At 72.5% G+C, this 19,984-nt stretch carries 16 protein-coding genes and 1 pseudogene; 5 read left to right on the top strand and 12 right to left on the bottom strand.

Features of this window, described 5'->3' with window-relative positions:
• Positions 1–97: 97 nt before the first annotated feature.
• Positions 98–1,294 carry a glycoside hydrolase family 64 protein gene (locus tag KME66_RS03110; protein WP_216318635.1) on the bottom strand — a complete coding sequence of 399 codons (1,197 nt, stop codon included), beginning with the start codon at positions 1,292–1,294 and terminating at the stop codon, positions 98–100.
• Between the two features lie 323 nt (positions 1,295–1,617).
• On the opposite strand from KME66_RS03110, the pseudogene KME66_RS03115 reads away from it, so the two are divergent.
• Positions 1,618–2,540, top strand: a pseudogene (locus KME66_RS03115) (FAD-dependent oxidoreductase).
• Between the two features lie 189 nt (positions 2,541–2,729).
• On the opposite strand, the gene KME66_RS03120 reads toward KME66_RS03115, so the two are convergent.
• The 3 genes from KME66_RS03120 to KME66_RS03130 form a co-directional block, all read right to left on the bottom strand.
• Complete coding sequence (locus KME66_RS03120) at positions 2,730–4,532, bottom strand: BCCT family transporter (RefSeq protein WP_073226476.1); 1,803 nt, start codon at positions 4,530–4,532, stop codon at positions 2,730–2,732.
• Between the two features lie 73 nt (positions 4,533–4,605).
• A complete protein-coding gene (locus KME66_RS03125) occupies positions 4,606–5,991 on the bottom strand; it encodes a M14 family metallocarboxypeptidase (RefSeq protein ID WP_216318637.1) in 1,386 nt (461 codons plus the stop codon).
• Between the two features lie 746 nt (positions 5,992–6,737).
• Positions 6,738–7,661: an oxygenase MpaB family protein gene (locus KME66_RS03130; protein ID WP_216318655.1), complete on the bottom strand. Its 924-nt coding sequence runs from the start codon at positions 7,659–7,661 to the stop codon at positions 6,738–6,740.
• A gap of 233 nt (positions 7,662–7,894) precedes the next feature.
• On the opposite strand from KME66_RS03130, the gene KME66_RS03135 reads away from it, so the two are divergent.
• Entirely contained in the window at positions 7,895–8,626 is a 732-nt protein-coding gene (locus KME66_RS03135; protein ID WP_216318658.1) for a MerR family transcriptional regulator, read from the top strand.
• Between the two features lie 24 nt (positions 8,627–8,650).
• On the opposite strand, the gene KME66_RS03140 is transcribed toward KME66_RS03135, so the two are convergent.
• The 4 genes from KME66_RS03140 to KME66_RS03155 are packed head-to-tail and all read right to left on the bottom strand — an operon-like array spanning position 8,651 to position 14,417.
• A complete protein-coding gene (locus tag KME66_RS03140) occupies positions 8,651–10,825 on the bottom strand; it encodes a 3-hydroxyacyl-CoA dehydrogenase NAD-binding domain-containing protein (RefSeq protein WP_073226491.1) in 2,175 nt (724 codons plus the stop codon).
• 40 nt (positions 10,826–10,865) lie between these two features.
• Complete coding sequence (locus tag KME66_RS03145) at positions 10,866–12,080, bottom strand: acetyl-CoA C-acetyltransferase (protein ID WP_073226495.1); 1,215 nt, start codon at positions 12,078–12,080, stop codon at positions 10,866–10,868.
• A gap of 46 nt (positions 12,081–12,126) precedes the next feature.
• A complete protein-coding gene (locus tag KME66_RS03150; RefSeq protein ID WP_216318661.1) occupies positions 12,127–13,269 on the bottom strand; it encodes an acyl-CoA dehydrogenase family protein in 1,143 nt (380 codons plus the stop codon).
• A gap of 8 nt (positions 13,270–13,277) precedes the next feature.
• On the bottom strand, positions 13,278–14,417 hold the full coding sequence (locus tag KME66_RS03155) for a CaiB/BaiF CoA-transferase family protein (protein WP_216318664.1): 1,140 nt from the start codon (positions 14,415–14,417) through the stop codon (positions 13,278–13,280).
• A gap of 209 nt (positions 14,418–14,626) precedes the next feature.
• Here KME66_RS03155 and KME66_RS03160 point away from each other — a divergent pair, with 209 nt between their 5' ends.
• On the top strand, positions 14,627–15,817 hold the full coding sequence (locus KME66_RS03160; RefSeq protein WP_216318667.1) for a trans-acting enoyl reductase family protein: 1,191 nt from the start codon (positions 14,627–14,629) through the stop codon (positions 15,815–15,817).
• A gap of 68 nt (positions 15,818–15,885) precedes the next feature.
• Here the strand turns inward: KME66_RS03160 and mmpA are convergent, their stop codons facing one another.
• The 3 genes from mmpA to KME66_RS03175 form a co-directional block, all read right to left on the bottom strand.
• Positions 15,886–16,029, bottom strand: a complete 144-nt coding sequence (gene mmpA, locus KME66_RS03165) for a morphogenic membrane protein MmpA (protein WP_165891135.1) — start codon at positions 16,027–16,029, stop codon at positions 15,886–15,888.
• Positions 16,030–16,109: 80 nt separating this feature from the next.
• Positions 16,110–16,547, bottom strand: coding sequence for a glutaredoxin domain-containing protein (locus tag KME66_RS03170; protein WP_216318670.1), 438 nt, complete (start codon positions 16,545–16,547; stop codon positions 16,110–16,112).
• Between the two features lie 81 nt (positions 16,548–16,628).
• Positions 16,629–17,321, bottom strand: coding sequence for an endonuclease V (locus KME66_RS03175; RefSeq protein WP_216318684.1), 693 nt, complete (start codon positions 17,319–17,321; stop codon positions 16,629–16,631).
• Positions 17,322–17,568: 247 nt separating this feature from the next.
• On the opposite strand from KME66_RS03175, the gene KME66_RS03180 reads away from it, so the two are divergent.
• Positions 17,569–17,865 carry a YciI family protein gene (locus KME66_RS03180; RefSeq protein WP_216318687.1) on the top strand — a complete coding sequence of 99 codons (297 nt, stop codon included), beginning with the start codon at positions 17,569–17,571 and terminating at the stop codon, positions 17,863–17,865.
• A gap of 69 nt (positions 17,866–17,934) precedes the next feature.
• Entirely contained in the window at positions 17,935–18,801 is an 867-nt protein-coding gene (locus KME66_RS03185) for an alpha/beta hydrolase (protein ID WP_216318692.1), read from the top strand.
• Between the two features lie 21 nt (positions 18,802–18,822).
• Here KME66_RS03185 and KME66_RS03190 read toward each other — a convergent pair whose 3' ends face one another.
• Positions 18,823–19,968: an oxidoreductase gene (locus tag KME66_RS03190; protein ID WP_253208220.1), complete on the bottom strand. Its 1,146-nt coding sequence runs from the start codon at positions 19,966–19,968 to the stop codon at positions 18,823–18,825.
• Positions 19,969–19,984 lie beyond the last annotated feature (16 nt).

The raw sequence follows: 19,984 nt of genomic DNA on the forward strand, positions 1-19,984 counted from the left end.
CCGCCCCGGCGCCCGCCCACCCGGCGGGACGCATGCGCTCCGCCGCGTGCCGCCGGGCCGGGGTGCCGGGGGTGCCGGGGGTGCCGGGGGTGCCGGGTCAGCTGAACCGGTCGAGGGTGATCAGTGCCTCCTGCGGGTTGCCGTCGTGCACGAGCGACTCGTGCGCGCCCACGTCGTCGAAGGCGAAGCCGTACGCCTTGCCGTCCACCATCTGCGCGTGGATGAAGCGGGAGTAGTGGTTGGTCACGGAGTCCCGGTAGAAGTTCGCCGCGTTGTTGTCGGGCTGGTTCGCGCTGGTCAGCAGGGTGGAGCGGTTGAAGCCCGCGCACAGGGTGCGGGAGATCGGTCCGCGCACCCGGTCGTTGGGCGCGTCCAGGTGCTTGTAGCAGCCGAAGACGCTGTCCGAGTCCGGCTTCTGGAAGGACGTCACGACGGCGCCCGAGCCGTCGGTGAAGTTCATGACGTTGCCGGAGACCCGGCCGTAGTACCGGGTGTCCGGCTCGTGTGCGAACGGCGTCACCGTCAGCACGGAACTGCTGTAGCGGCTCCAGACCCGGTTGATGTAGTCGTTCATGATCCCGGACGGCAGCACGCCGCTCCCGACGCCGTGCCCCGGGGACAGAGCACGCAGCACCGTTCCGTCGGACCGGGTCTGGATGAGCCCGGACCAGCCGCCCGGTTGGTTCCTGAGGTGGTCGAACACCGCGTTGTGGCCGCCCGGCCTGAGCTTGCCGGTGCTCCTGACGGCTCCCCCGGGCACCTTGACGCCGACCGAGTAGGGGGCGGAGAACATGTCGACCTGGGTGCTGTTCATCCACAGACCCGCGTCGTTGAGCGTGTACTCGGTCCAGTTGAACAGGATGTTCCTGTTCGGATCGCTCGGGTTCTGCACGGCGGGCTGCACGAGACCGCCGGTGGTGACCTTGAAGACGAGCTTCTGGCCGTACGAGAAGTAGACGCGTCCGGAGAACTTCGGCATCCGGATCGTCACGGACTGCCCGTTCCGGGGCCCGGCGATCGACGCGTCCGGGGCCGGGGTGGGCGGGTTGCCTCCGGCCGGCCAGGGATGGAAGGTCCCGTTCGCGTCCGCCCAGCCCTGACGGCCGGTGGAGAGCTCCGTTCCCAGGTTGTAGACGTAGACCCGGTCGGCGCGTCCCGAGTCGTTCGTGATGGTCAGCGGGATGGTGGCGGGCACCGCCGCCTCGGCCGGCGGCTGGCCGAGGCCGGTGGTCAGCCCCAGAGCGAGGGCCAGGGCGGCGGTCAGAGCGCCGAGACTTCTCCGTAAAGCGGGCATGCTCGTTCTCCTCATCGGGCGGATGCGTGGGTGGATCGCGGGGGGCACATCACCTACGAGCGTGAGAGCGCTCTCAGAATCCTGCGGGGAGCGACCGCTGTCAACGAACCTGTCTCGACCTCGTGAAGCTGCCTGGTGCCGCCCCCTGCCTGCGGGTCGTACGCGGCCGGCCCTTGCACGGATTCCGGTTGGCCTGACCCGAAGGCTGCCGTCGCTCTGGCCCGGGGGTTGCGGATGCCCTGGCCCCGGGGTTCCGGTTTCGGTTAGCGTCCGGCAGCGACGGACCAGGGCCGGAGGAAGTCGTGGGAAGGGGAGGAACCGTGGTGGTGGATGTGATCGTGGTGGGCGGCGGGGTCGTCGGGCTCACCACCGCCGTGACGCTGGCGGAGCGCGGGCTGCGGGTGCGCGTCTGGTCGCGTGATCCGGCCGGGGCGACCACGTCGGCGGTGGCGGGGGCCCTGTGGTGGCCGTACCGGATCGAGCCGGCCGAGCGGGTGGGCGCCTGGTCGCTGGAGACGCTGGCGGTCTACGAGGAACTGGCCGAGGCCCCGGAGGAGACCGGTGTACGGCGGGTGGCGGGGCTGCACGGCGGGGAGCGGTTCGCGGCGCTGGGCGCGTGGGCGGCCGGGCTGAAGGACGCCGTGGAGGTGGCCGAGGGACTGCGGGTGACGCTGCCGCTGCTGGACATGCCGGTCCATCTGGAGTGGCTGGAGCGGCGGCTCGTGGCGGCGGGCGGAGCGGTGGAGCGACGGGCCGTGACGGGATTCGGCGAGGCGGCGGCGGTGGCCCCGGTGGTGGTGAACTGCACGGGGCTCGGGGCGCGGGAGCTGGTGCCCGACGCCGGGGTGCGTCCGGTGCGGGGGCAGCTGGTCGCGGTGGAGAACCCGGGGATCGAGGAGTGGTACACGCAGGCGGATCCGGCGTCGGCCGCGACGACCTACTTCTTCCCGCAGCCCGGGCGGCTGGTGCTGGGCGGTACGGCGGAGGCGGACGATCCGCGCGCGGCGCCCGATCCGGCGACGGCGCGGCAGATCGTGGCGCGGTGCGCGCGGGTGCGGCCGGAGATCGCCGGCGCCCGGGTGCTCGGCCACCGGGTCGGGCTGCGGCCGGCGCGGGAGGCGGGGTGCGGCTGGAGGCGGAGGCCCTTGCGGGCGGCGGGCGGCTGGTGCACAACTACGGGCACGGGGGCGCGGGTGTGACGGTGGCCTGGGGTTGTGCGCGCGCGGCGGCGACGCTGGTGGGCTGACCGGGGCAAGGACCGGCCGGTGGGCCCCGCCGGTGCACGGCCCCATCCCGCCCGGGCGCGGGTCGCACGCCCCGGAGCCCGCGACCGGTGTGCGGTCGCGGGCTCCGGGGGCGGCTGTGCGGTCACGCCGCTCGGCCGCCGGCCGACGGTCAGCCGTCAGCCTCAACGTCAGCGGTCAGCCGTCAGCGGTCAGTCGGAGGGGCGCTCGTCCGTGGGGTCCGAGGGCCGCTTCTCGGTGGAGACGGACGTGGCCGTCGAACCCGACCCCTCCGACTCGTGCTTGTGGCGTTCGTCCGTGACCGGAGTGGTCCCGGGGCCGATCCGGATCTCGAAGTCGCCGTCGTACTTGGCGTGCCCCTCGATCACCGCGGACTCGACCGCCTCCACACCGAACTCCTGGCGGACGATCTGCGGGTCCTTGCGCAGGTCCCTCATCAGGGCCACGCACATACCGATCATCACGATCGTGAAGGGCGCAGCCACCAGGATGGTGAGGTTCTGGAGACCTTGGAGGGCGTTCTCCTCGCCCTCGCCGATCAGCAGCATGATCGCGGCCACGGCCCCGGTCACGACGCCCCAGAAGATGACGACCCACCGGCCCGGCTCCAGGACGCCCTTCTGCGAGAGGGTGCCCATGACGATCGAGGCGGCGTCGGCGCCGGAGACGAAGAAGATGCCGACGAGGATCATCACCAGGATGCTCGTCAGGGTGGCGATGGGGAACTGCTGGAGAACGCCGAACAGCTGCGCCTCCGGGGTGTCGGCGCCGGTGAGTTCGCCCGCCTCGTCCAGCCTCATGGCCGAGCCGCCGAAGACGGCGAACCAGATCAGGCTGACGGTGCTGGGCACCAGGATGACACCGCCGACGAACTGACGGATCGTCCGGCCCCGGCTGATCCGGGCGATGAACATCCCGACGAAGGGCGTCCAGGAGATCCACCAGGCCCAGTAGAAGACCGTCCAACTGCCGAGCCAGTCGGCCACGTCACCGCCGCCGGTGGCCTCCGTGCGACCGATGAGCTGCCCGAGGTCGGTGATGTAGGCGCCCAGCGAGGTGGGGATCAGGTCGAGCACGAAGATCGTGGGACCGGCGATGAAGACGAAGACGACCAGCAGCAGGGCCAGCACCATGTTGATGTTCGAGAGCCACTGGATGCCCCTCTCCACTCCGGAGACCGCGGAGAGAACGAAGCACACCGTCAGCACGGCGATGACGGCCACCAGGAGCCCGGTGCCGGCCTTCTCCAGCCAGTCCAGCTCCTGGATGCCGCTGCCGATCTGGAGCGCGCCGAGGCCGAGGGAGGCCGCCGAGCCGAAGAGCGTCGCGAAGATGGCCAGGATGTCGATGACGCGCCCGAAGCCGCCGCGCGCACGGCGGACGCCGATCAGCGGCTCGAAAACGGCGCTGATGGTCTGTCGCCTGCGCATCCGGTAGGCGCTGTAGGCGATGGCGAGGCCGACCACCGCGTAGATCGCCCAGGGGTGCAGCGTCCAGTGGAAGAGGGTGGTGGCCATGGCGGTCTGCATGGCCTCGGAGGCGTTGGCGGGGTCGGTGCCGGGCGGTGGGGTGCGGAAGTGTGCCAGCGGCTCGCTCACTCCCCAGAACATCAGCCCGATGCCCATGCCGGCGCTGAACATCATCGCGATCCAGGAGATGGTCCGGAACTCCGGCCCCTCGTTCTCCTGTCCGAGGGTGATCTTCCCGTAGCGGCTGACAGCCAGCCACAGGGCGAAGATGACGAAGCCCGATGCGGCGAGCATGAAGGCCCAGCCGCCGTTGTGGATCAGCCCTTCGAGCAGGTCGCCGGAGACCGTCTCCAGGGAGGACGTCGCGGTCGCGCCCCAGATGACGAAGGCGACGGTCAGAACCGCCGTGATGCCGAAGACCACACGATCCGTGGTCGGGGTCCTGGTGCTGACCGGTTCGGGGGGAAGGTCCGCCGTGACCGCCAGCCCCTCCCGTCCGTCCGCTCTCTGGTCGTCCTGGGACACAAGTGGCACCTTTCACCGAGTCTGAAAAACGCTCTTCGTAGGCAGTACCACACCTGCCCAGGATCTCGAAGGATCAACAAACGTTTACAGCTTGACCATGTGTGAAGTGATATGTCGCCCGCTGATCGAGGAGCAGCGGAATCAGATTCCTGGCCGACTGCCGCAACGGCACGAACGCGCCATCTCGCTCCGGCCTGGCCCTGACCCCGTGCAGGGCCAGTTCGTCCTTCACCGCGGTGTACTGGGCGGCGTCCAGCCGGTAGCCGCACGGCGGGTCGACCAGGACATCGGACGGCTCGGCCGGGTCGTTGTCGGCGCCGCCCAGATAGACCGGTCCCCGGTCGGCGAGACCGGCCAGGCGGGAGAGCGCGGTGGCGGTCCGGAGCCGGGCGCGCTGGTCGTCGGTGAAGTCGAAGAGGCCGCCGAGCGCGGTCTTCTGGGAGTCGACCCTGCGCAGCCGGTTGAGCGCCGGATCGGCCTTCTCCGCATCGCTCAGCGCGTCCACCCGGGACTCGACGAGCAGGCCGACGGCGTGCTTGAGCCCGGAGGCGTTGCGCAGGATGCGCTCCTGGCCGTCCCCGGCGACCTGCTTGACCGGCTCTCCGGTGGCGGGGTCGGTCCAGATGCCGTAGTGCCCGCTGCTGTAGCCGTCCGCCGTCGCGGCGGGGCGGACGTAGCGCTCGGAGAGGGTGCGTGAGGCCGCGTGGACCCCGTCGTGGACGTTCAGGTTGCGCGGCCACAGCGTGAACAGGTCCCTGTCGTAGTACGGAGGGGTCGCGCTGTACTCGTGCAGGTCGTAGATCACCTGCGGCCGTTCGTCACGGATCACGGCGGCGATCGTCCGTGCTTCGGCGGTCTTCAGGGCGATGTGGTCGCGGTTGATGTCGACCCGGTCGGCGTTGCCGCGGGTGTCGGCGGCGCGCCCGTCGGGGTTGGCCGTCGGCAGCACCAGCAGGGTCGTACGGGCCAGGAACGCGCGGGTCGCCCGGTCCTCGGCGAACGCCAGGTCGCGGATCGTGGTCAGACAGGCCTCGCGTCCGGCGGGTTCGTCCCCGTGCTGGCTGCAGATCAGCAGGACCGTCGTGGCGCCTGGCCGCTCCTGGCCGACGCGTACGAGCCGGAGGGCGCGGCCCTGGCCCGTCGTACCGACGCGGTCCACGGAGACCCGGTCGCTCCCCCGGTCCACCGCGGCGAGGAAGTCCCGCTCCTCGGCCTCGGCGGTCCAGCGGGCTCCCTCGCTCGTCTCGAACCCCGTGCGGGGCGGGCGGTGCGCGGCCTCGGCGGGTGCGATGGCGAACGGCAGGGCGAGCGCGGCGAGCGTCGCCGCCACGGCCGCCCGGCGCACCGTCCGGGCCCTGCGGCGCGGGGCGGCGGACTCCGGCCGGCTGGGTCCTGCGACCGGTGCGAGCCACGGATGCGGGCTGAGCAGGTGGAGCGCACGAGCAACAGGACGGGTCATCAGCGGCTGCCTCCGGAACGTGTGGGGCGGGCGCCGTGACGCCCGTCGGTCTGTCGGCGATGTGCGGACGTTACCCCGGTCAACTCCCTTACAACAGGGGGGCGATCACCACGCGTGCACATCTCCCGCACTGCCTCCGTGACGACGGACCGGCGAGCGGGTGACAGAAGCACCCGGAACACCCCCCGCCCTGCCCCGGCGGCCCCCTTCCGTCGGCGATCCCGGCACCGGCCCTTCCGTCGGCGATCTCGGCACCGGCCCCATCGGCCGCCGCGGGCGCCACGGACATCGGGCGCCCCCTGCCCGGCCGGCGGCAACGGTGGCTGCGGCGTCTCCCACGACGACACGCTCTTCGAACTGCTGGAGAGCCGGTCGGCCGCCTGCTGAAGGGCCGGCCGGGCGCGCGGACGTGGGCGAGGACATGGGCGCGCACGTCAGCCGGGCACGAACGCCGACGCGGATGTGGGCGCGGACGTCAGCCGGGCACGAACGCCGACGCACACGCGGGCGTGGACGCGGATGCGGACGCGGACGGCGACTGCGACTGCGACCGCGACCGCGCGCGGACGTGGGCGAGGGCGACGTGGCCCGTTACGCGGAGCGGGTGTCGGGCCAGCCGCTCGCGGGGCTGTTCGGCACTTGGCGGTACCGGCTGTCGCGGCCCGGAGCTCAGGGCGGCCGCCGATACGGGGCACGGCCCCGGGGCGGCCCGCGCCGCAAGGCACTCCGCCGGGGCGCCGGCCGGCTCAGCCGTGGGGCGCGGCCGTACGGTGGACGCTCCGGGCTGTCCGCGCCCGGGGCAGGTAGCGCAGCCGCTCCGGCAGGACGGGGACGACCGCCCGCAGGACCGCACACGTCCGGCGCAGCCGCTTCTCCTGCTCAGCGCTCCAGGGCAGGCCGAGGGCGGCACGGGCGTCGGGCGGCATGAGTCCGATGGTGAAGAACCGCCGGAAGCGGGCCAGCGGAGGCAGCAGCACGGGCCACAGCGCGCGCAGGACCGCCCGCAGCGGCCAGGGACCCCGGTCCGGCGGGGGCACGGGCTGCTCGACGTCGATCAGTTCCCGCACGACCGTGGTCGCCTCGATCTCCTCGGCGAGCATCTTCCTCCAGTACGGCCAGAACTCCTCGATGGTCTGCGGCATGTCCCGGTCGTGGATGCCGAGGATCCGGCCGACCTGGAGCCACTCCCGGTACAGGGCGCGTTCCTGGGCGGGGGTCATGGGCCGGATCAGATAGCGGGCCGCGTGCTGGTAGACGGGGAAGCCGGTGGCGTGCACCCAGGCGTAGTTGGCGGGCGTCAGGGCGTGGTAGCGGCGGCCCCGGGTGTCGGTGCCCCGGATCGTGCGGTGGAGCACGCGCAGCCTGCGGCCCTCCTCCGCCGCCTGCGCGCCCCCGTACACCCAGAGCTGGAGCGAGCGCAGCGACCGTTCGCCGCGCCCCCAGGGGTCCGTACGGAAGACGGAGTGCTCGTCGACTCCGGCGCCGACGGCCGGGTGGGCGACCTGGAGGGTGAGGGCGGCGGGCAGCATCAGCAGGGCGCGGATGTCGCCGGACAGGCTCCAGAGCACGCCACCGGGCGGAGGCGGCTCGGGGTCCGCGCTCCGGCCCGGGCCCGGCGCCTGGTCCGGTCCGCCGTCCCGGGGGTCACTCATGTCCGTGGCGCTGCTCATCCGGTGCTCCCGCGATCCCGTCGGGCCGACCGTGCGCAGCCCGTCCCCGTGACCTCCATGATCCCTCGCGGACGGACGAGCCGTGCCGTCGGGGCCCGGCGCCCGGCAGCCGGGTCGGTCGTGGTCGGCAACGGCCCCGGGGTGGACGGCGGAGCAATGGTGCCGGAGACTTTCACAGTAATGGTGAGACAGCGGGACTGTCCGATACCGGGATTCGACTGCGGGGAGCACAGATGGCGACGGGGACCGACGAGCCGACGCTCACGGTGGACGAGCTGGCGGCCCGCGCCGGGGTCACCGTGCGTACCGTGCGGTTCTACAGCACCCGGGGCCTGCTGCCGCCTCCGGTCATCGGTCCGCGCCGGGTCGGGCACTACGGTCCCGACCATCTCTCGCGGCTCGCACTGATCGAGGAACTCCAGCAGCAGGGCATGACGCTCGCCGCGATCGAACGGTATCTGGAGCAGCTGCCGCCCGACCTCAGCGCCCAGGATCTGGCCATCCACCGGGCCCTGGTCGCGTCCTGGGCGCCGGACCAGACCGAGGACTTCTCCCGGGCCGAGCTGGAGCGGCGGGCCGGGCGGGCGCTGTCGGAGGCGGACGTGGCACGGCTGGCGGCGATGGGGGTGCTGGTCCGGCCCGAAGGTGACGGCACGACGTACCGGGTGGATCTCGGGCTGCTGCGGCTGGGCGTCGAGCTGCTGGACGTGCCGATCGCCCACGAGACGATCCTCGCCGCGCGGACCGTCCTGCTGGAGCACACCCGGTCGGCGGCGCAGGAGATGACCCGGCTGTTCCGGGACGAGGTGTGGAATCCGTACCGGGAGCGGGAGGGCGATCCGGAGCATGTGGCGGCGATGAAGTCGCTGTCGGCCCATATGCAACCGATCGTGGTGCAGGCGTTGGTGACGGCCTTTCAGCGGTCTCTCAAGGAAGAGCTGCGGGCCGCGTTCACCGCCGAGTGACGGTGGACGCGGCCCGCCGCGGCCTCAGTCGTGGAAGGTCTCGCCCTTCTCCGCCTTCTCCACCAGGAGTGCGGGCGGCAGGAAGCGGTCGCCGTAGCGCTCGGCGAGTTCCCGGGCGCGGGCCACGAAGCCGGGCAGGCCGCCCTCGTAGCCGTTGATGTACTGGAGGACGCCGCCGGTCCACGGCGGGAAGCCGATGCCCATGATGGAGCCGATGTTGGCGTCCGCGACGGAGATGAGGACGTTCTCCTCCAGGCAGCGGACGCTGTCCAGCGCCTCGGAGAAGAGCATCCGCTCCTTCATGTCCTCGAAGGGGACGTCCGCGCCGGACGTGGTGGTGAAGTGCTCGCGCAGGCCCGGCCAGAGACCGGTGCGCTTGCCGTCCTCGTCGTAGTCGTAGAAGCCCGCTCCCCCGCTGCGCCCCGTCCGGCCGAACTCGTCGACCATGCGGTCGATGACCTCGTCGGAGGGGTGGCCGGGCCAGGTGCCGCCGGCCTCCTCGACCGCGCGCTTGGTCTCGTTGCGGATCTTACGGGGCAGGGTCAGGGTCAGCTCGTCCATCAGGGAGAGGACCTTGGCCGGGTAGCCGGACTGGGCGGCCGCCTGCTCGACGGAGGCGGGCTCGATGCCTTCGCCGACCATCGCCACACCCTCGTTGATGAACTGGCCGATGACGCGCGAGGTGAAGAAGCCGCGGGAGTCGTTGACCACGATCGGCGTCTTCCTGATGCGCCGTACGAGGTCGAAGGCGCGGGCGAGTGCCTCGTCGCCGGTGCGCTCGCCCTTGATGATCTCGACCAGCGGCATCTTGTCGACCGGTGAGAAGAAGTGCAGGCCGATGAAGTCGACGGGGCGGGACACCCCCTCGGCGAGGACGGTGATGGGGAGGGTGGAGGTGTTGGAGCAGAGGAGGGCGTCGGGCTCGATGACGTCCTGGATCTCCTGGAACACCTTGTGCTTGAGGGCGGTGTCCTCGAAGACGGCCTCGATCACCGCGTCGCAGCCCGCGAGGTCGGCCACATCGCCGGTCGGGGTGATCCGGGCGAGGAGTTCGTCGCGCTTGGCCTCGGTCGTACGGCCCCGGGACAGCGCCTTGGCGAGCAGCTTCTCGCTGTACGCCTTGCCCTTGGCGGCCGCCTCGGTGGAGACGTCCTTGAGGACGACGTCGATCCCGGCCTTGGCGCAGGAGTAGGCGATGCCCGCCCCCATCATCCCGGCGCCGAGCACGGCGACCTTGCGGACCGGGCGCTCGGGGATGTCCTTGGGGCGGTTGGCACCGGAGTTGACGGCCTGGAGGTCGAAGAAGAACGCCTGGATCATGTTCTTGGAGACCTGGCCGGTGACCAGCTCGGTGAAGTACCGGGCCTCGATGGTCAGGGCGGTCTCGAAGTCGACCTGGGCGCCCTCGACGGCCGCCGCGAGGATGTTGCGCGGCGCGGGCATGGGCGCGCCCGCGAGCTGCTTCTTCAGGTTGGCCGGGAAGGCGGGGAGGTTGGCGGCGAACTTGGGGTGGGACGGGGTGCCGCCGGGGATCTTGTAGCCCTTGACGTCCCAGGGCTGCTGGGACTCGGGGTGGGCGTCGATGAAGGCGCGGGCCTTCTCGATCATCTCCTCGCGGGTGTCGGCGACTTCGTGGACGAGGCCGTTCTCCAGCGCCCGCCGCGGGGTGTACTGGGTGCCCTGGAGGAGCACCTTCAGCAGGGCGTCCGCGATGCCCATGAGGCGTACGGTCCGGGTGACGCCGCCGCCCGCCGGGAGCAGTCCGAGGGTGACCTCGGGGAGGCCGATACGGGAGCCGGGGGCGTCGAGGGCGACGCGGTGGTGGGAGGCGAGCGCGATCTCGTAACCGCCGCCGAGGGCCGCGCCGTTGATGGCGGCGACGACGGGCTTGCCGAGGGTCTCGATACGGCGCAGCGAGCGCTTGATCTCGGTACCGGTGTCGAAGGCGGCCTGGGCGTTCTCCGGGCCGACCTTGATCATGTCCTTGAGGTCGCCGCCCGCGAAGAAGGTCTTCTTGGCGGAGGTGTAGATGATGCCGCGGATGGATTCCTTCTCGGCCTCGGCGCGGTCGGCGATGGCCGCGATGGAGTCCTTGAAGGCCTGGTTCATCGTGTTGGCCGACTGGTCGGGATCGTCGAGGACGAGGGTGACGACGCCGGTCTCGTCCTGTTCCCAGCGGATGGTGGTGCTCTCGGTCATGTCGGTGTCTTCTCCGTAGGCAGGTGGGGCCGGGAACAGGTCAGATGCGTTCGACGACGGTGGCGACGCCCATGCCGCCGCCGACGCAGAGGGTGACCAGGCCGAACCGCTGGTCGCGGCGCTCCAGTTCGTCGATGACGGTGCCGAGGATCATCGCGCCGGTCGCGCCGAGCGGGTGGCCGAGCGCGATGGCGCCGCCGTTGACGTTGACCTTGTCCAGGGAGAGGCCCATGTCCTTGACGAAGCGCAGGACGACTCCGGCGAAGGCCTCGTTGATCTCGACGAGGTCGATGTCGTCGATGGTGAGTCCGGCCTTGGCCAGCGCCTTGCGGGTGGCGGGGGCGGGGCCGGTGAGCATGATGGTGGGCTCGGAGCCGGAGACGGCGGCGGAGACGATCCGGGCGCGCGGGGTGAGGCCGTAGCGCTCACCGACCTCCTTCGAGCCGATGGCGACCAGGGCCGCGCCGTCGACGATGCCGGAGGAGTTGCCCGCGTGGTGGACGTGGTCGATCTTCTCGACCCAGTGGTACTTCTGCAGCGCCACCGCGTCGAAGCCGCCCATGTCACCGATGGCGGCGAAGGACGGCTTGAGGCCGGCCAGGGAGTCGGCGGTGGTGCCGGGGCGCATGTGCTCGTCGTGGTCGAGGACGAGCAGGCCGTTGCGGTCCTTGACGGGGACGACGGAGCGGGCGAAGCGGCCGTCCTTCCAGGCCGCGGCGGCGCGTTCCTGGGAGAGTGCGGCGTACTCGTCGACGTCGCGGCGGCTGAAGCCCTCGATGGTGGCGATGAGGTCGGCGCCGATGCCCTGCGGGGCGAAGCCGGTCTCGAAGCTGGTCATCGGGTCCATCGCCCAGGCCCCGCCGTCGGAGCCCATCGGCACCCGGGACATCGACTCGACGCCCCCGGCCAGCACCAGGTCCTCCCAGCCCGAACGGACCTTCGCGGCGGCCAGGTTGACCGCTTCCAGGCCCGAGGCACAGAAGCGGTTCTCCTGGACGCCCGCGACGGAGTCGGGCAGGCCGGCCGCGATGGCCGCGATCCGGGCGATGTCGGAGCCCTGGTCCCCGAGCGGGCTGACCACGCCGAGGACGATGTCGTCGATGGCGGCCGGGTCCAGGTCCGGGAAGCGGCCCCGGATCTCGTGGATGAGGCCGACGACCAGGTCGATCGGCTTCGTGCCGTGCAGGGCGCCGTTGGCCTTGCCGCGGCCGCGCGGGGTGCGGATCGCGTCGTAGACGAATGCTTCGGTACTCAAGACAGCTGCCTTTCGAGGGTGGTGGAGAGGGAGGTAGCGAGGGGGCTCAGGCGAGCAGCGAGCGGCCGATGATCTCCTTCATGATCTCGGTGGTGCCGCCGTAGATGGTCTGGATACGGCCGTCGGTGAACGCCTTGGCGACCTGGTATTCGCTCATGTAGCCGTATCCGCCGTGGAGCTGGAGGCAGCGGTCGGCGACGCGCTTCTGCAGTTCGGTGGCCCACCACTTGGCCATGGAGGCGTGGACGGCGTCGAGGACGCCGTCGGAGTGGTCGACGATGCACCGGTCGAGGAAGGTGCGGGTGACGGCGCACTCGGTGGCCATCTCGGCGATCTCGAAGCGGATGTGCTGGAGCTTGGCGAGCGGACGGCCGAAGGCCTCGCGCTCCTTGACGTACCGGGTGGTGATCTCCAGCAGGTGTTCGGCGGCGGCGATCCCGGCGACCGCTATGCCCATGCGCTCCTGGGCCAGGTTGGTCATCAGGTGGATGAACGCGCCGTCGAGTTCGCCGAGGAGGTTCTCCTTGGGGACACGGACGTCGTTGAAGAACAACTCGGCGGTGTCCTGCGACTTCTGGCCGATCTTGTCGAGGTTCCGGCCGCGCTCGAAGCCTTCCGCACCGCGCTCGACGACGATGAGCGAGAGCCCCTTGGCGTCGCCCTCGGGGGTGGTCTTCGCGACGACGATGACGAGGTCGGCGAGGATGCCGTTGGAGATGAAGGTCTTGGAACCGTTGAGCAGCCAGTGGTCGCCCCGGTCCTCGGCGGTGGTACGGATGCCCTGGAGGTCGGAACCCGCGCCCGGCTCGGTCATGGCGATGGCGGTGATGGTCTCGCCGGAGCAGAAGCCCGGGAGCCAACGGCGCTTCTGCTCGTCGGTGGCCAGGCCCGTGAGGTAGGGGCCGATGATGTCGTTGTGCAGGCCGATGGCGAGTCCGGCGGCGCCGGCCCGGGTGAACTCCTCGGCGAGGACCGCGCTGTAGCGGAAGTCGTCGCTGCCGCCGCCCCCGTACTCCTCCGGGACGGCCAGGCCCAGCAGCCCGGCCCGCCCGGCGGCGAGCCACGCCTCGCGGGAGACGATGCCGTCCTGCTCCCACTGTTCGTAGTACGGGAGGACCTCCTTGGCCAGGAAGGCCCGGACGGTCTCGCGGAACGCGTCGTGCTCCTCGGTGAAGATCTGCCGTTGCACGGGGTCTCCTAGTCTCGGGGGGTGGGCCGGAGCGCCGGTACGTCCCAGTCGGCCGCCACGGCCTCCGTGTCCGCGCCGGGCAGCGCGGGCCCGGTGCGGACGGAGACGGGGGTGGCCGAGAAGCGCGGGGCGGGGGCGGGCTGGGGCCGGCCGCCGTGCTCGACGAAGGTGGAACGGGCGGCGAGGTGGGGGTGGTGCGGGGCCTCGGTGAGCGAGAGGACGGGGGCCACGCAGGCGTCGCTGCCGGCGAAGACCTCGGTCCACTCGGCGCGCGTACGGCTCAGGAAGCGTTCGGTGACGGCGGCGCGCAGGTCGTCCCAGCGGGCGAGGTCCCACCGGTCGGGGAAGGCGTCCGCGATCCCGAGGAGCCGGGCGAACTCCGCGTAGAACCGGCCTTCCAGCGGGCCGACCGCCATGTGACCGCCGTCGGAGGTGGCGTAGGCGCCGTAGAACGGGCAGCCGCCGTCGAGGAGGTTCGCGCCGCGCCGGTCCTGCCAGCTTCCGGCGGCGAGCATGCCGTGGATCATCGTGGCGAGATGGGCGGCGCCGTCCACGATGGCGGCGTCGACCACCTGGCCCTCGCCGTGCGCGCGGGCGTGCTGGAGTGCGGCGAGGACGCCGACGACGAGGTAGAGCGAGCCGCCCGCGTAGTCGCCGACCAGGTTGGCGGGGACGGTGGGCGGTTCGTCCGGCCTGCCGATCATCGACAGGGTGCCGGTGAGCGCGATGTAGGCGATGTCGTGGCCCGCGCGGTCGGCGAGCGGCCCGTCCTGGCCCCAGCCGGTCATCCGCCCGTAGACGAGCCGCGGGTTGCGGGCGAGAGCCGCCTCGGGCCCGACGCCGAGGCGTTCGGCGACGCCGGGACGGTAGCCCTCGACGAGGATGTCGGCGCGTTCGACGAGGTCCAGGACGCGGGCCGGGCCCTCGTCGCTCTTGAGGTCCAGGACGACGGAGCGCTTGTTGCGGTTGGTGAGGTCGTGGGCCGGATCGATGCCGAGCCCCGCCCCGCCGGGCCGGTCGACGCGCACGACGTCGGCCCCGAGGTCCGCCAGCAGCATCGCGGCGAACGGTCCGGGGCCGATGCCCGCCAGCTCGACGACCCGGACACCGGTCAGGGGACCGTGCCCGGGTGTTGGGCCTTTCACCATCTGTGAGCCCCCAGGGGTGTGACACAACCGATGTAACACCTGCGATGCTATGAACGTCCCCGGCTCCGCACAACCCCTCGGGCCGAGCAAGCGCTTAGTAGTTTGCTCCGATCCTCTCGCACCCGGCCCGCCCGGCCGCACGCCGCCACGGCGCTCTCCGCTACCCTCTGCCTGCCACGTCGGCACCCGTCTCCCAGCCGGAGGTACTCGTGAACAGGCAGAACGACGCGACGCGCCCCTTGGACGTGGTCCTCTTCGGCGCCACCGGCTTCGTGGGGGCGCTCACGGCCGAGTACCTGGGGGCCCACGCCCCCACGGGTCTGCGCTGGGCACTGGCCGGGCGCAGCCGGACCAAGCTGGAGCAGCTGCGCGAGCGGCTGGCGGCGATCGCCCCCGCCTGTGCGGAGCTGCCGCTGCTGGAGACCGATGCGGACGACGCTCGGGCGCTGGCCGAACTGGCCGCCTCCACCCGGGTGGTGGCCACCACCGTGGGACCGTACCTGCGCTACGGCGGCAAGCTCGTCGCCGCCTGCGCCGAGGCCGGGACGGACTACGCGGACCTCACCGGCGAGGCCGAGTTCATCGACCGGATGTATCTGGAGCACGACGCGCGGGCCCGTGAGACGGGGGCGCGCATCGTGCACGCCTGCGGCTTCGACTCCGTACCGCACGACCTCGGGGCGTACTTCACCGTCCAGCAGCTGCCCGAGGACGTGCCCCTGGCCGTCGACGGCTTCGTCCGCACCAACGCGGTGTTCTCCGGCGGCACGTTCGCCTCGGCGCTGACCGCGATGGGCCGGGGCCCGCAGATGCTGGCCGCCGCCCGGGAGCGCCGGCTGCATGAGCCGCGCCGGGTCGGCCGGCGGGTCCGCACACCCGCGGGCTCCCCGCACTTCAGCGGGGAGACCGGCACCTGGGCGCTGCCGCTGCCCACGATCGACCCGACGATCGTGGGCCGCTCGGCGCGGACCCTGGATCGCTACGGCCCCGACTTCCGCTACCGCCACTTCGCCTCGGTGAAGACACTGCCCATGGCACTCGGCGCCCCGGTGGCGATCGGCGGGCTGGTCGCGGCCGCGCAGGTGGAAGGCGTACGGGAGTGGCTGATGAGCCGCTACGAGCCGGGGCAGGGGCCGGACGAGGAGCGCCGCGGGCGGAGCTGGTTCACCGTCCGCTTCGTCGGCGCGGGCGGCGGGCGCCGTGTCTTCACCGAGGTGTCCGGCGGCGACCCGGGATACGGCGAGACGGCGAAGATCCTCGCCGAGTCAGCGGTGTGCCTGGCCCTGGACGAGCTGCCGGAGACCTCAGGGCAGGTCACCACGGCGGTGGCAATGGGCGACGCGCTCCTGGACCGGCTGACGGCGGCGGGGCTGCGGTTCCGGGTGGCGGCGGTGCGGTAGCCGATGCCCCCGGGGGCGACCATTCCGCCCTTCCGCGCGGGCGGGCGACGCCGCATGGTCGGACGCCTCTAGAAGATCCAGCCGGCCAGCGTGTAGAGCATCGCGCCCAGCCAGACGAGGCCGACGGCGCTGCCGAGGAGCATGCCGAGGGCCATGCGGCGCTGGGCGGGGTCGAAGGGCGCGGGGCGTACGGCTGTGCGGGATGCGTTCATGTGTCCAGCCTGCCCAGCCGTGTGGATCTATGCCATCCGTAGGGGTACTCAGTTGCAGGACTGTGCCACGCCCGGGACGATCACGTGCGGGCCGACAGCTGCCGACGTACCCACGCGGGGTCCGGGTTGACGTGCGCCCGGTCCGCGACGACGACGGTCGGCACGGTCTCGTCCCCACCCGTGGCGGCCCGCACAGCAGCGGCGCCCGCTGGATCCTGCCAGATGTTCACCCAGTGCAGCCGGGTTGCGTCGCGGCCCAGTCTCAGGCGCAGCCGCAGGCAGTACGTGCAGCCCGGCCGCCAGTAGACGACCGGGCCGCCGTCGGCAGCGCTGCGGCGCCGGGCCTCGGCGGAGGAGACCGCTCCCGGGAAGATCAGGGGTGAGTGCACGGCTGCCAACAGTACGAACAGCACCAGGAGTGCGGTCGCCGTGACGGGATCGCCACGGAGGGCGAGTCCTGTCGCGGCGACCGCACCGCCGAGCAGGAAGAGGGCCGGCAGCCTCCACACGCTTCTCATGACGACGCAGGCTACCGCCGTGCCATGCAGCACTGTCGGGCGGTGGGGCTCCCCGGGCGGCCGGTCGGCCCCGCCGCCTCGTCAGGCGGTCGCTTCCCGCAGGGTCCGCCGGCACAGGGCGTCCGCCCGGCGGGTGCTCTCGGGCTGGCGGTAGCGGCCGGCGAGGCGGAGCGTGTGGGCGCAGGCGTTGTCGAGGCTGATGCGGTGGCCCACCGAGACGAACACGGGGCTGGTGTTCTCACGGGTGCGCAGTGCGCGGCCGACCACCTCGTCGCCGTCCAGCAGCGGCGAGGAGTCGCCGCGCCGGGGTCCGGGGGCCTCGTAGGTGAACGTGAACGGATTCTTGCCGACGCCGATCACCGGCAGCCCGGTGAGCACGCCCAGATGGCTGGCGAGTCCGAAACGGCGCGGGTGCGCCAGGCCGTAGCCGTCGCAGACGACGAGACCGGGGTCGACGCTCAGCTCCTCCAGCGCCTCCAGGACCGTCGGAATCTCACGGAAGGCCAGCAGCCCGGGGACGTACGGGAAGGCGATCTTCCCTACGGCGGTGACCTCCTCGACCGTTTCCAGCGTCGCGGCGTCCAGCGCCACGGCCGCCGCGACGACGACGTCCTTCTCGTCGTCGTAGGCCACGTCCACCCCGGTGACCAGGCCGGTTCCGGGCTCCGGTCCCGCCTCGTCCAGGATCACCCGCTCGCGCAGCCGGTCCTGGATCGCCCGGCCCTCGGCTTCGTCGGCGGGGGTCTCGTGGGCGGGGGCGGGGGAGCTCGTCATACCGGAAAGCTTATGCGGTGGGGAGGGCTGTGCTGTCGGCCGGCGGCCGCGAGGCCGCAGGCGGGGGCCGGGGCGTCTGTGGTGTGCAGCAGGCCCGGACCCACCTGCGCCCCGGATCCTCGGGGGGCCGCAGGTGGGGTGGCCGCGGCGGAGGGGCCGCCCCGCCGTTCACCGCCATGGAGGCCCCCGCCGTCCACCGCCATGGAGGCCGTCCTCGCGGCGGCCGGGATCCCGTAGCCTGACGATCATGTTCGTACTCGAATTGACCTATACGGCCCCCGTCGAGCGCGTGGACGCGCTGATGGCCGAGCACATCACCTGGCTCGACGAGCAGTACGCGGCGGGTGTCTTCATCGCCTCGGGCCGCAAGAACCCCCGGGACGGCGGCGTGATCCTGGCCGTCGGCCGGGACCGGGCGGCGATCGAGCAGATCGCGGCGGCCGACCCCTTCTCCGCGCACGGCGTGTGCGCCTACCGGATCACCGAGTTCGTGGCCACCAGGACGGCGCCCGCGCTCGCGGCGTACCAGCAGCCGTTGCCGTAACGGGCAGAGCCTCACGGTTGCCGCCTCCGCCACCGATGAGTTTCCGGGGTGGTGCCGGTCTGAGGAGGTATGGAGACCTGCACACTGACCACAGCCGGCGCCGACCTCGTCTACGACGTCCGCGGACCGCTGCCCGCCGCCGACGGCCGCCCGCCGCTGTTCCTGCTCGGGCAGCCCATGGACGCGAGTGGCTTCGCCGCACTGGCGGCCCGCTTCCCCGACCGGACCGTCGTCACGTACGACCCGCGCGGGCTCGGCCGCTCCACCCGTGCGGACGGGCGGGTCGACTACGCGCCCGAGCCCCTGGCCGAGGACGTGCACGCCGTCATCGCGAAGCTCGGGGCCGGGCCGGTCGAGATGTTCGCCAGCAGTGGCGGGGCGGTCACCGCCCTCGCCCTCGTGGCGCGCCACCCCGGGGACGTGACCACCCTCGTCGCGCACGAGCCGCCGCTCATCACGATCACCCCGGACGGCCCGGCGGCCGTCCGGGCGCGGGCCGGGGTCCGGGACGCGTACGAGAAGCGGGGGTGGGGCGCCGGGATGGCCGCGTTCGTGGCGATGACGTCGTGGGAGGGCGAGTTCACCGACGCGTACTTCGCCCAGCCCGCGCCCGACCCCGCCGCGTTCGGGATGCCCGCCGAGGACGACGGCACCCGCGACGACCCGCTGTTGTCCGACCGCTCCTGGGCGGTCAGCGACTACCGGCCGGACGTCGACGCCGTCGTCACGGCCCCCACCCGCGTGGTGATCGCCGTGGGCGAGGAGTCCCGGACGGTGCAGACCGGGCGGACGTCCGACGCGACCGCCGAACTGCTCGGGCAGCGCGCGACCGTCTTCCCCAGCCACCACGGCGGTTTCCTGGACGGGGAGTTCGGCTATCCGGGGAAGCCCGACGAGTTCGCGGCGCGGCTGCGGGAGGTGCTGGCCGCCTCATGAGGTCATGAGGCGGCCCCGGCGTCAGAACCCCAGCCGTGCCACCCGCCCCTTCTCGCCCGCCGCCCAGCAGCCCAGGTCGGGGGTGCAGTCGACGGTGTCGTACGAGCCGGGGTCGACCGTCCGCCAGGTGCGCCCGCCGTCCAGGGTGAGGTCGGTGCCCGTCGGGCCGACGGCCAGGGCAGCGGTGCGGCTGTGCGGGAGCCAGGTGACGCCGGAGCGGTAGGCGGGCGGCGGGGTGGCGGACCGCCGCCAGCTGCGGCCGCCGTCCCCGGTGACGGCGGCCGCCTGCGGGGACGCCTGGTCGGGGCGGTAGTCGCCGCCGACGGCGATGCCGTGGGCCCGGTCGCGGAAGGCGACGGCGAAGACGCCTCGGGCCGGGTCGCCCGCCGGGAGGGTGGAGGCGCTCGCCGTCCAGGTCAGGCCCCGGTCGCGGGAGTGCAGGACCCGGGCGGTCTCCGCTCCCCCGGTGGTCAGCCAGACGTCCTTGGCGCCCGAGCTGACCAGGCACTGGCCGCTCGCCGCGAACCCCGCCTCGCCGGGCAGGGCGGGCGGCATCCCGGCATCGGGCAGGACCCGCCAGGACCGGCCGCCGTCCGCCGTGGACAGGACCCGGAACTTTCCGTCCACCGGGTCGCCGGCCGCGAGGCCGTGCCGACTGTCGAAGAACGTCAGGCAGTTGAAGAAGGCCCGGGGATCGGTGTTGCGGAAGGACTCGGTCCAGGTCGCTCCGCCGTCCGCGGTGCGCAGGACCCGGGATGCCTCGCCCTCGCCGATGGCCAGGGCGACGGCACGGCGGCCGTCGAACGCCTCGATGTCCCGCAGTTCCAGATCGGCGGCGTCCGGCGGTGACACGTCACGCCAGGTGCGGCCGCTGTCCGCGGTGCGCAGGACCGTGCCCTTCGACCCGGCGACCCAGGCCGTGGTGCGGCTGACCGCGGCGAGCCCCCGGAAGCGGGCGTCGGTGCCGGTGCCGGTGAGCCGCCAGCCGGGCAGGAGCCCGCGGGCGGCGACCTCCCCGGAGACCGTCCTCCCCTCCTCACCCTCCGCCGCGGATGCGCCCGCTGTGCCCTCCGCCGCGTATGCGCCCGGGGCGACCAGTGCGGCGGCCAGAGCCGCCCCTCCGGTCACCAGTGCCATCAGCCGTCTCGTCTTCCCCATGGCCTTCATGGCGCTGGAAGCTAGC

Origin of the sequence: Streptomyces sp. YPW6, from assembly GCF_018866325.1 — a bacterium.
GTDB lineage: Bacteria > Actinomycetota > Actinomycetes > Streptomycetales > Streptomycetaceae > Streptomyces.

Coding starts and splice junctions, on each gene's coding strand:
- KME66_RS03110 (WP_216318635.1), bottom strand. CDS start 1,294: ATGCCCGCTTTACGGAGAAGTCTCGGCGCTCTGACCGCCGCCCTGGCC.
- KME66_RS03125 (WP_216318637.1), bottom strand. CDS start 5,991: ATGACCCGTCCTGTTGCTCGTGCGCTCCACCTGCTCAGCCCGCATCCG.
- KME66_RS03130 (WP_216318655.1), bottom strand. CDS start 7,661: ATGAGCAGCGCCACGGACATGAGTGACCCCCGGGACGGCGGACCGGAC.
- KME66_RS03135 (WP_216318658.1), top strand. CDS start 7,895: ATGGCGACGGGGACCGACGAGCCGACGCTCACGGTGGACGAGCTGGCG.
- KME66_RS03140 (WP_073226491.1), bottom strand. CDS start 10,825: ATGACCGAGAGCACCACCATCCGCTGGGAACAGGACGAGACCGGCGTC.
- KME66_RS03155 (WP_216318664.1), bottom strand. CDS start 14,417: ATGGTGAAAGGCCCAACACCCGGGCACGGTCCCCTGACCGGTGTCCGG.
- mmpA (WP_165891135.1), bottom strand. CDS start 16,029: ATGAACGCATCCCGCACAGCCGTACGCCCCGCGCCCTTCGACCCCGCC.
- KME66_RS03170 (WP_216318670.1), bottom strand. CDS start 16,547: ATGAGAAGCGTGTGGAGGCTGCCGGCCCTCTTCCTGCTCGGCGGTGCG.
- KME66_RS03175 (WP_216318684.1), bottom strand. CDS start 17,321: ATGACGAGCTCCCCCGCCCCCGCCCACGAGACCCCCGCCGACGAAGCC.
- KME66_RS03180 (WP_216318687.1), top strand. CDS start 17,569: ATGTTCGTACTCGAATTGACCTATACGGCCCCCGTCGAGCGCGTGGAC.
- KME66_RS03185 (WP_216318692.1), top strand. CDS start 17,935: ATGGAGACCTGCACACTGACCACAGCCGGCGCCGACCTCGTCTACGAC.
- KME66_RS03190 (WP_253208220.1), bottom strand. CDS start 19,968: ATGAAGGCCATGGGGAAGACGAGACGGCTGATGGCACTGGTGACCGGA.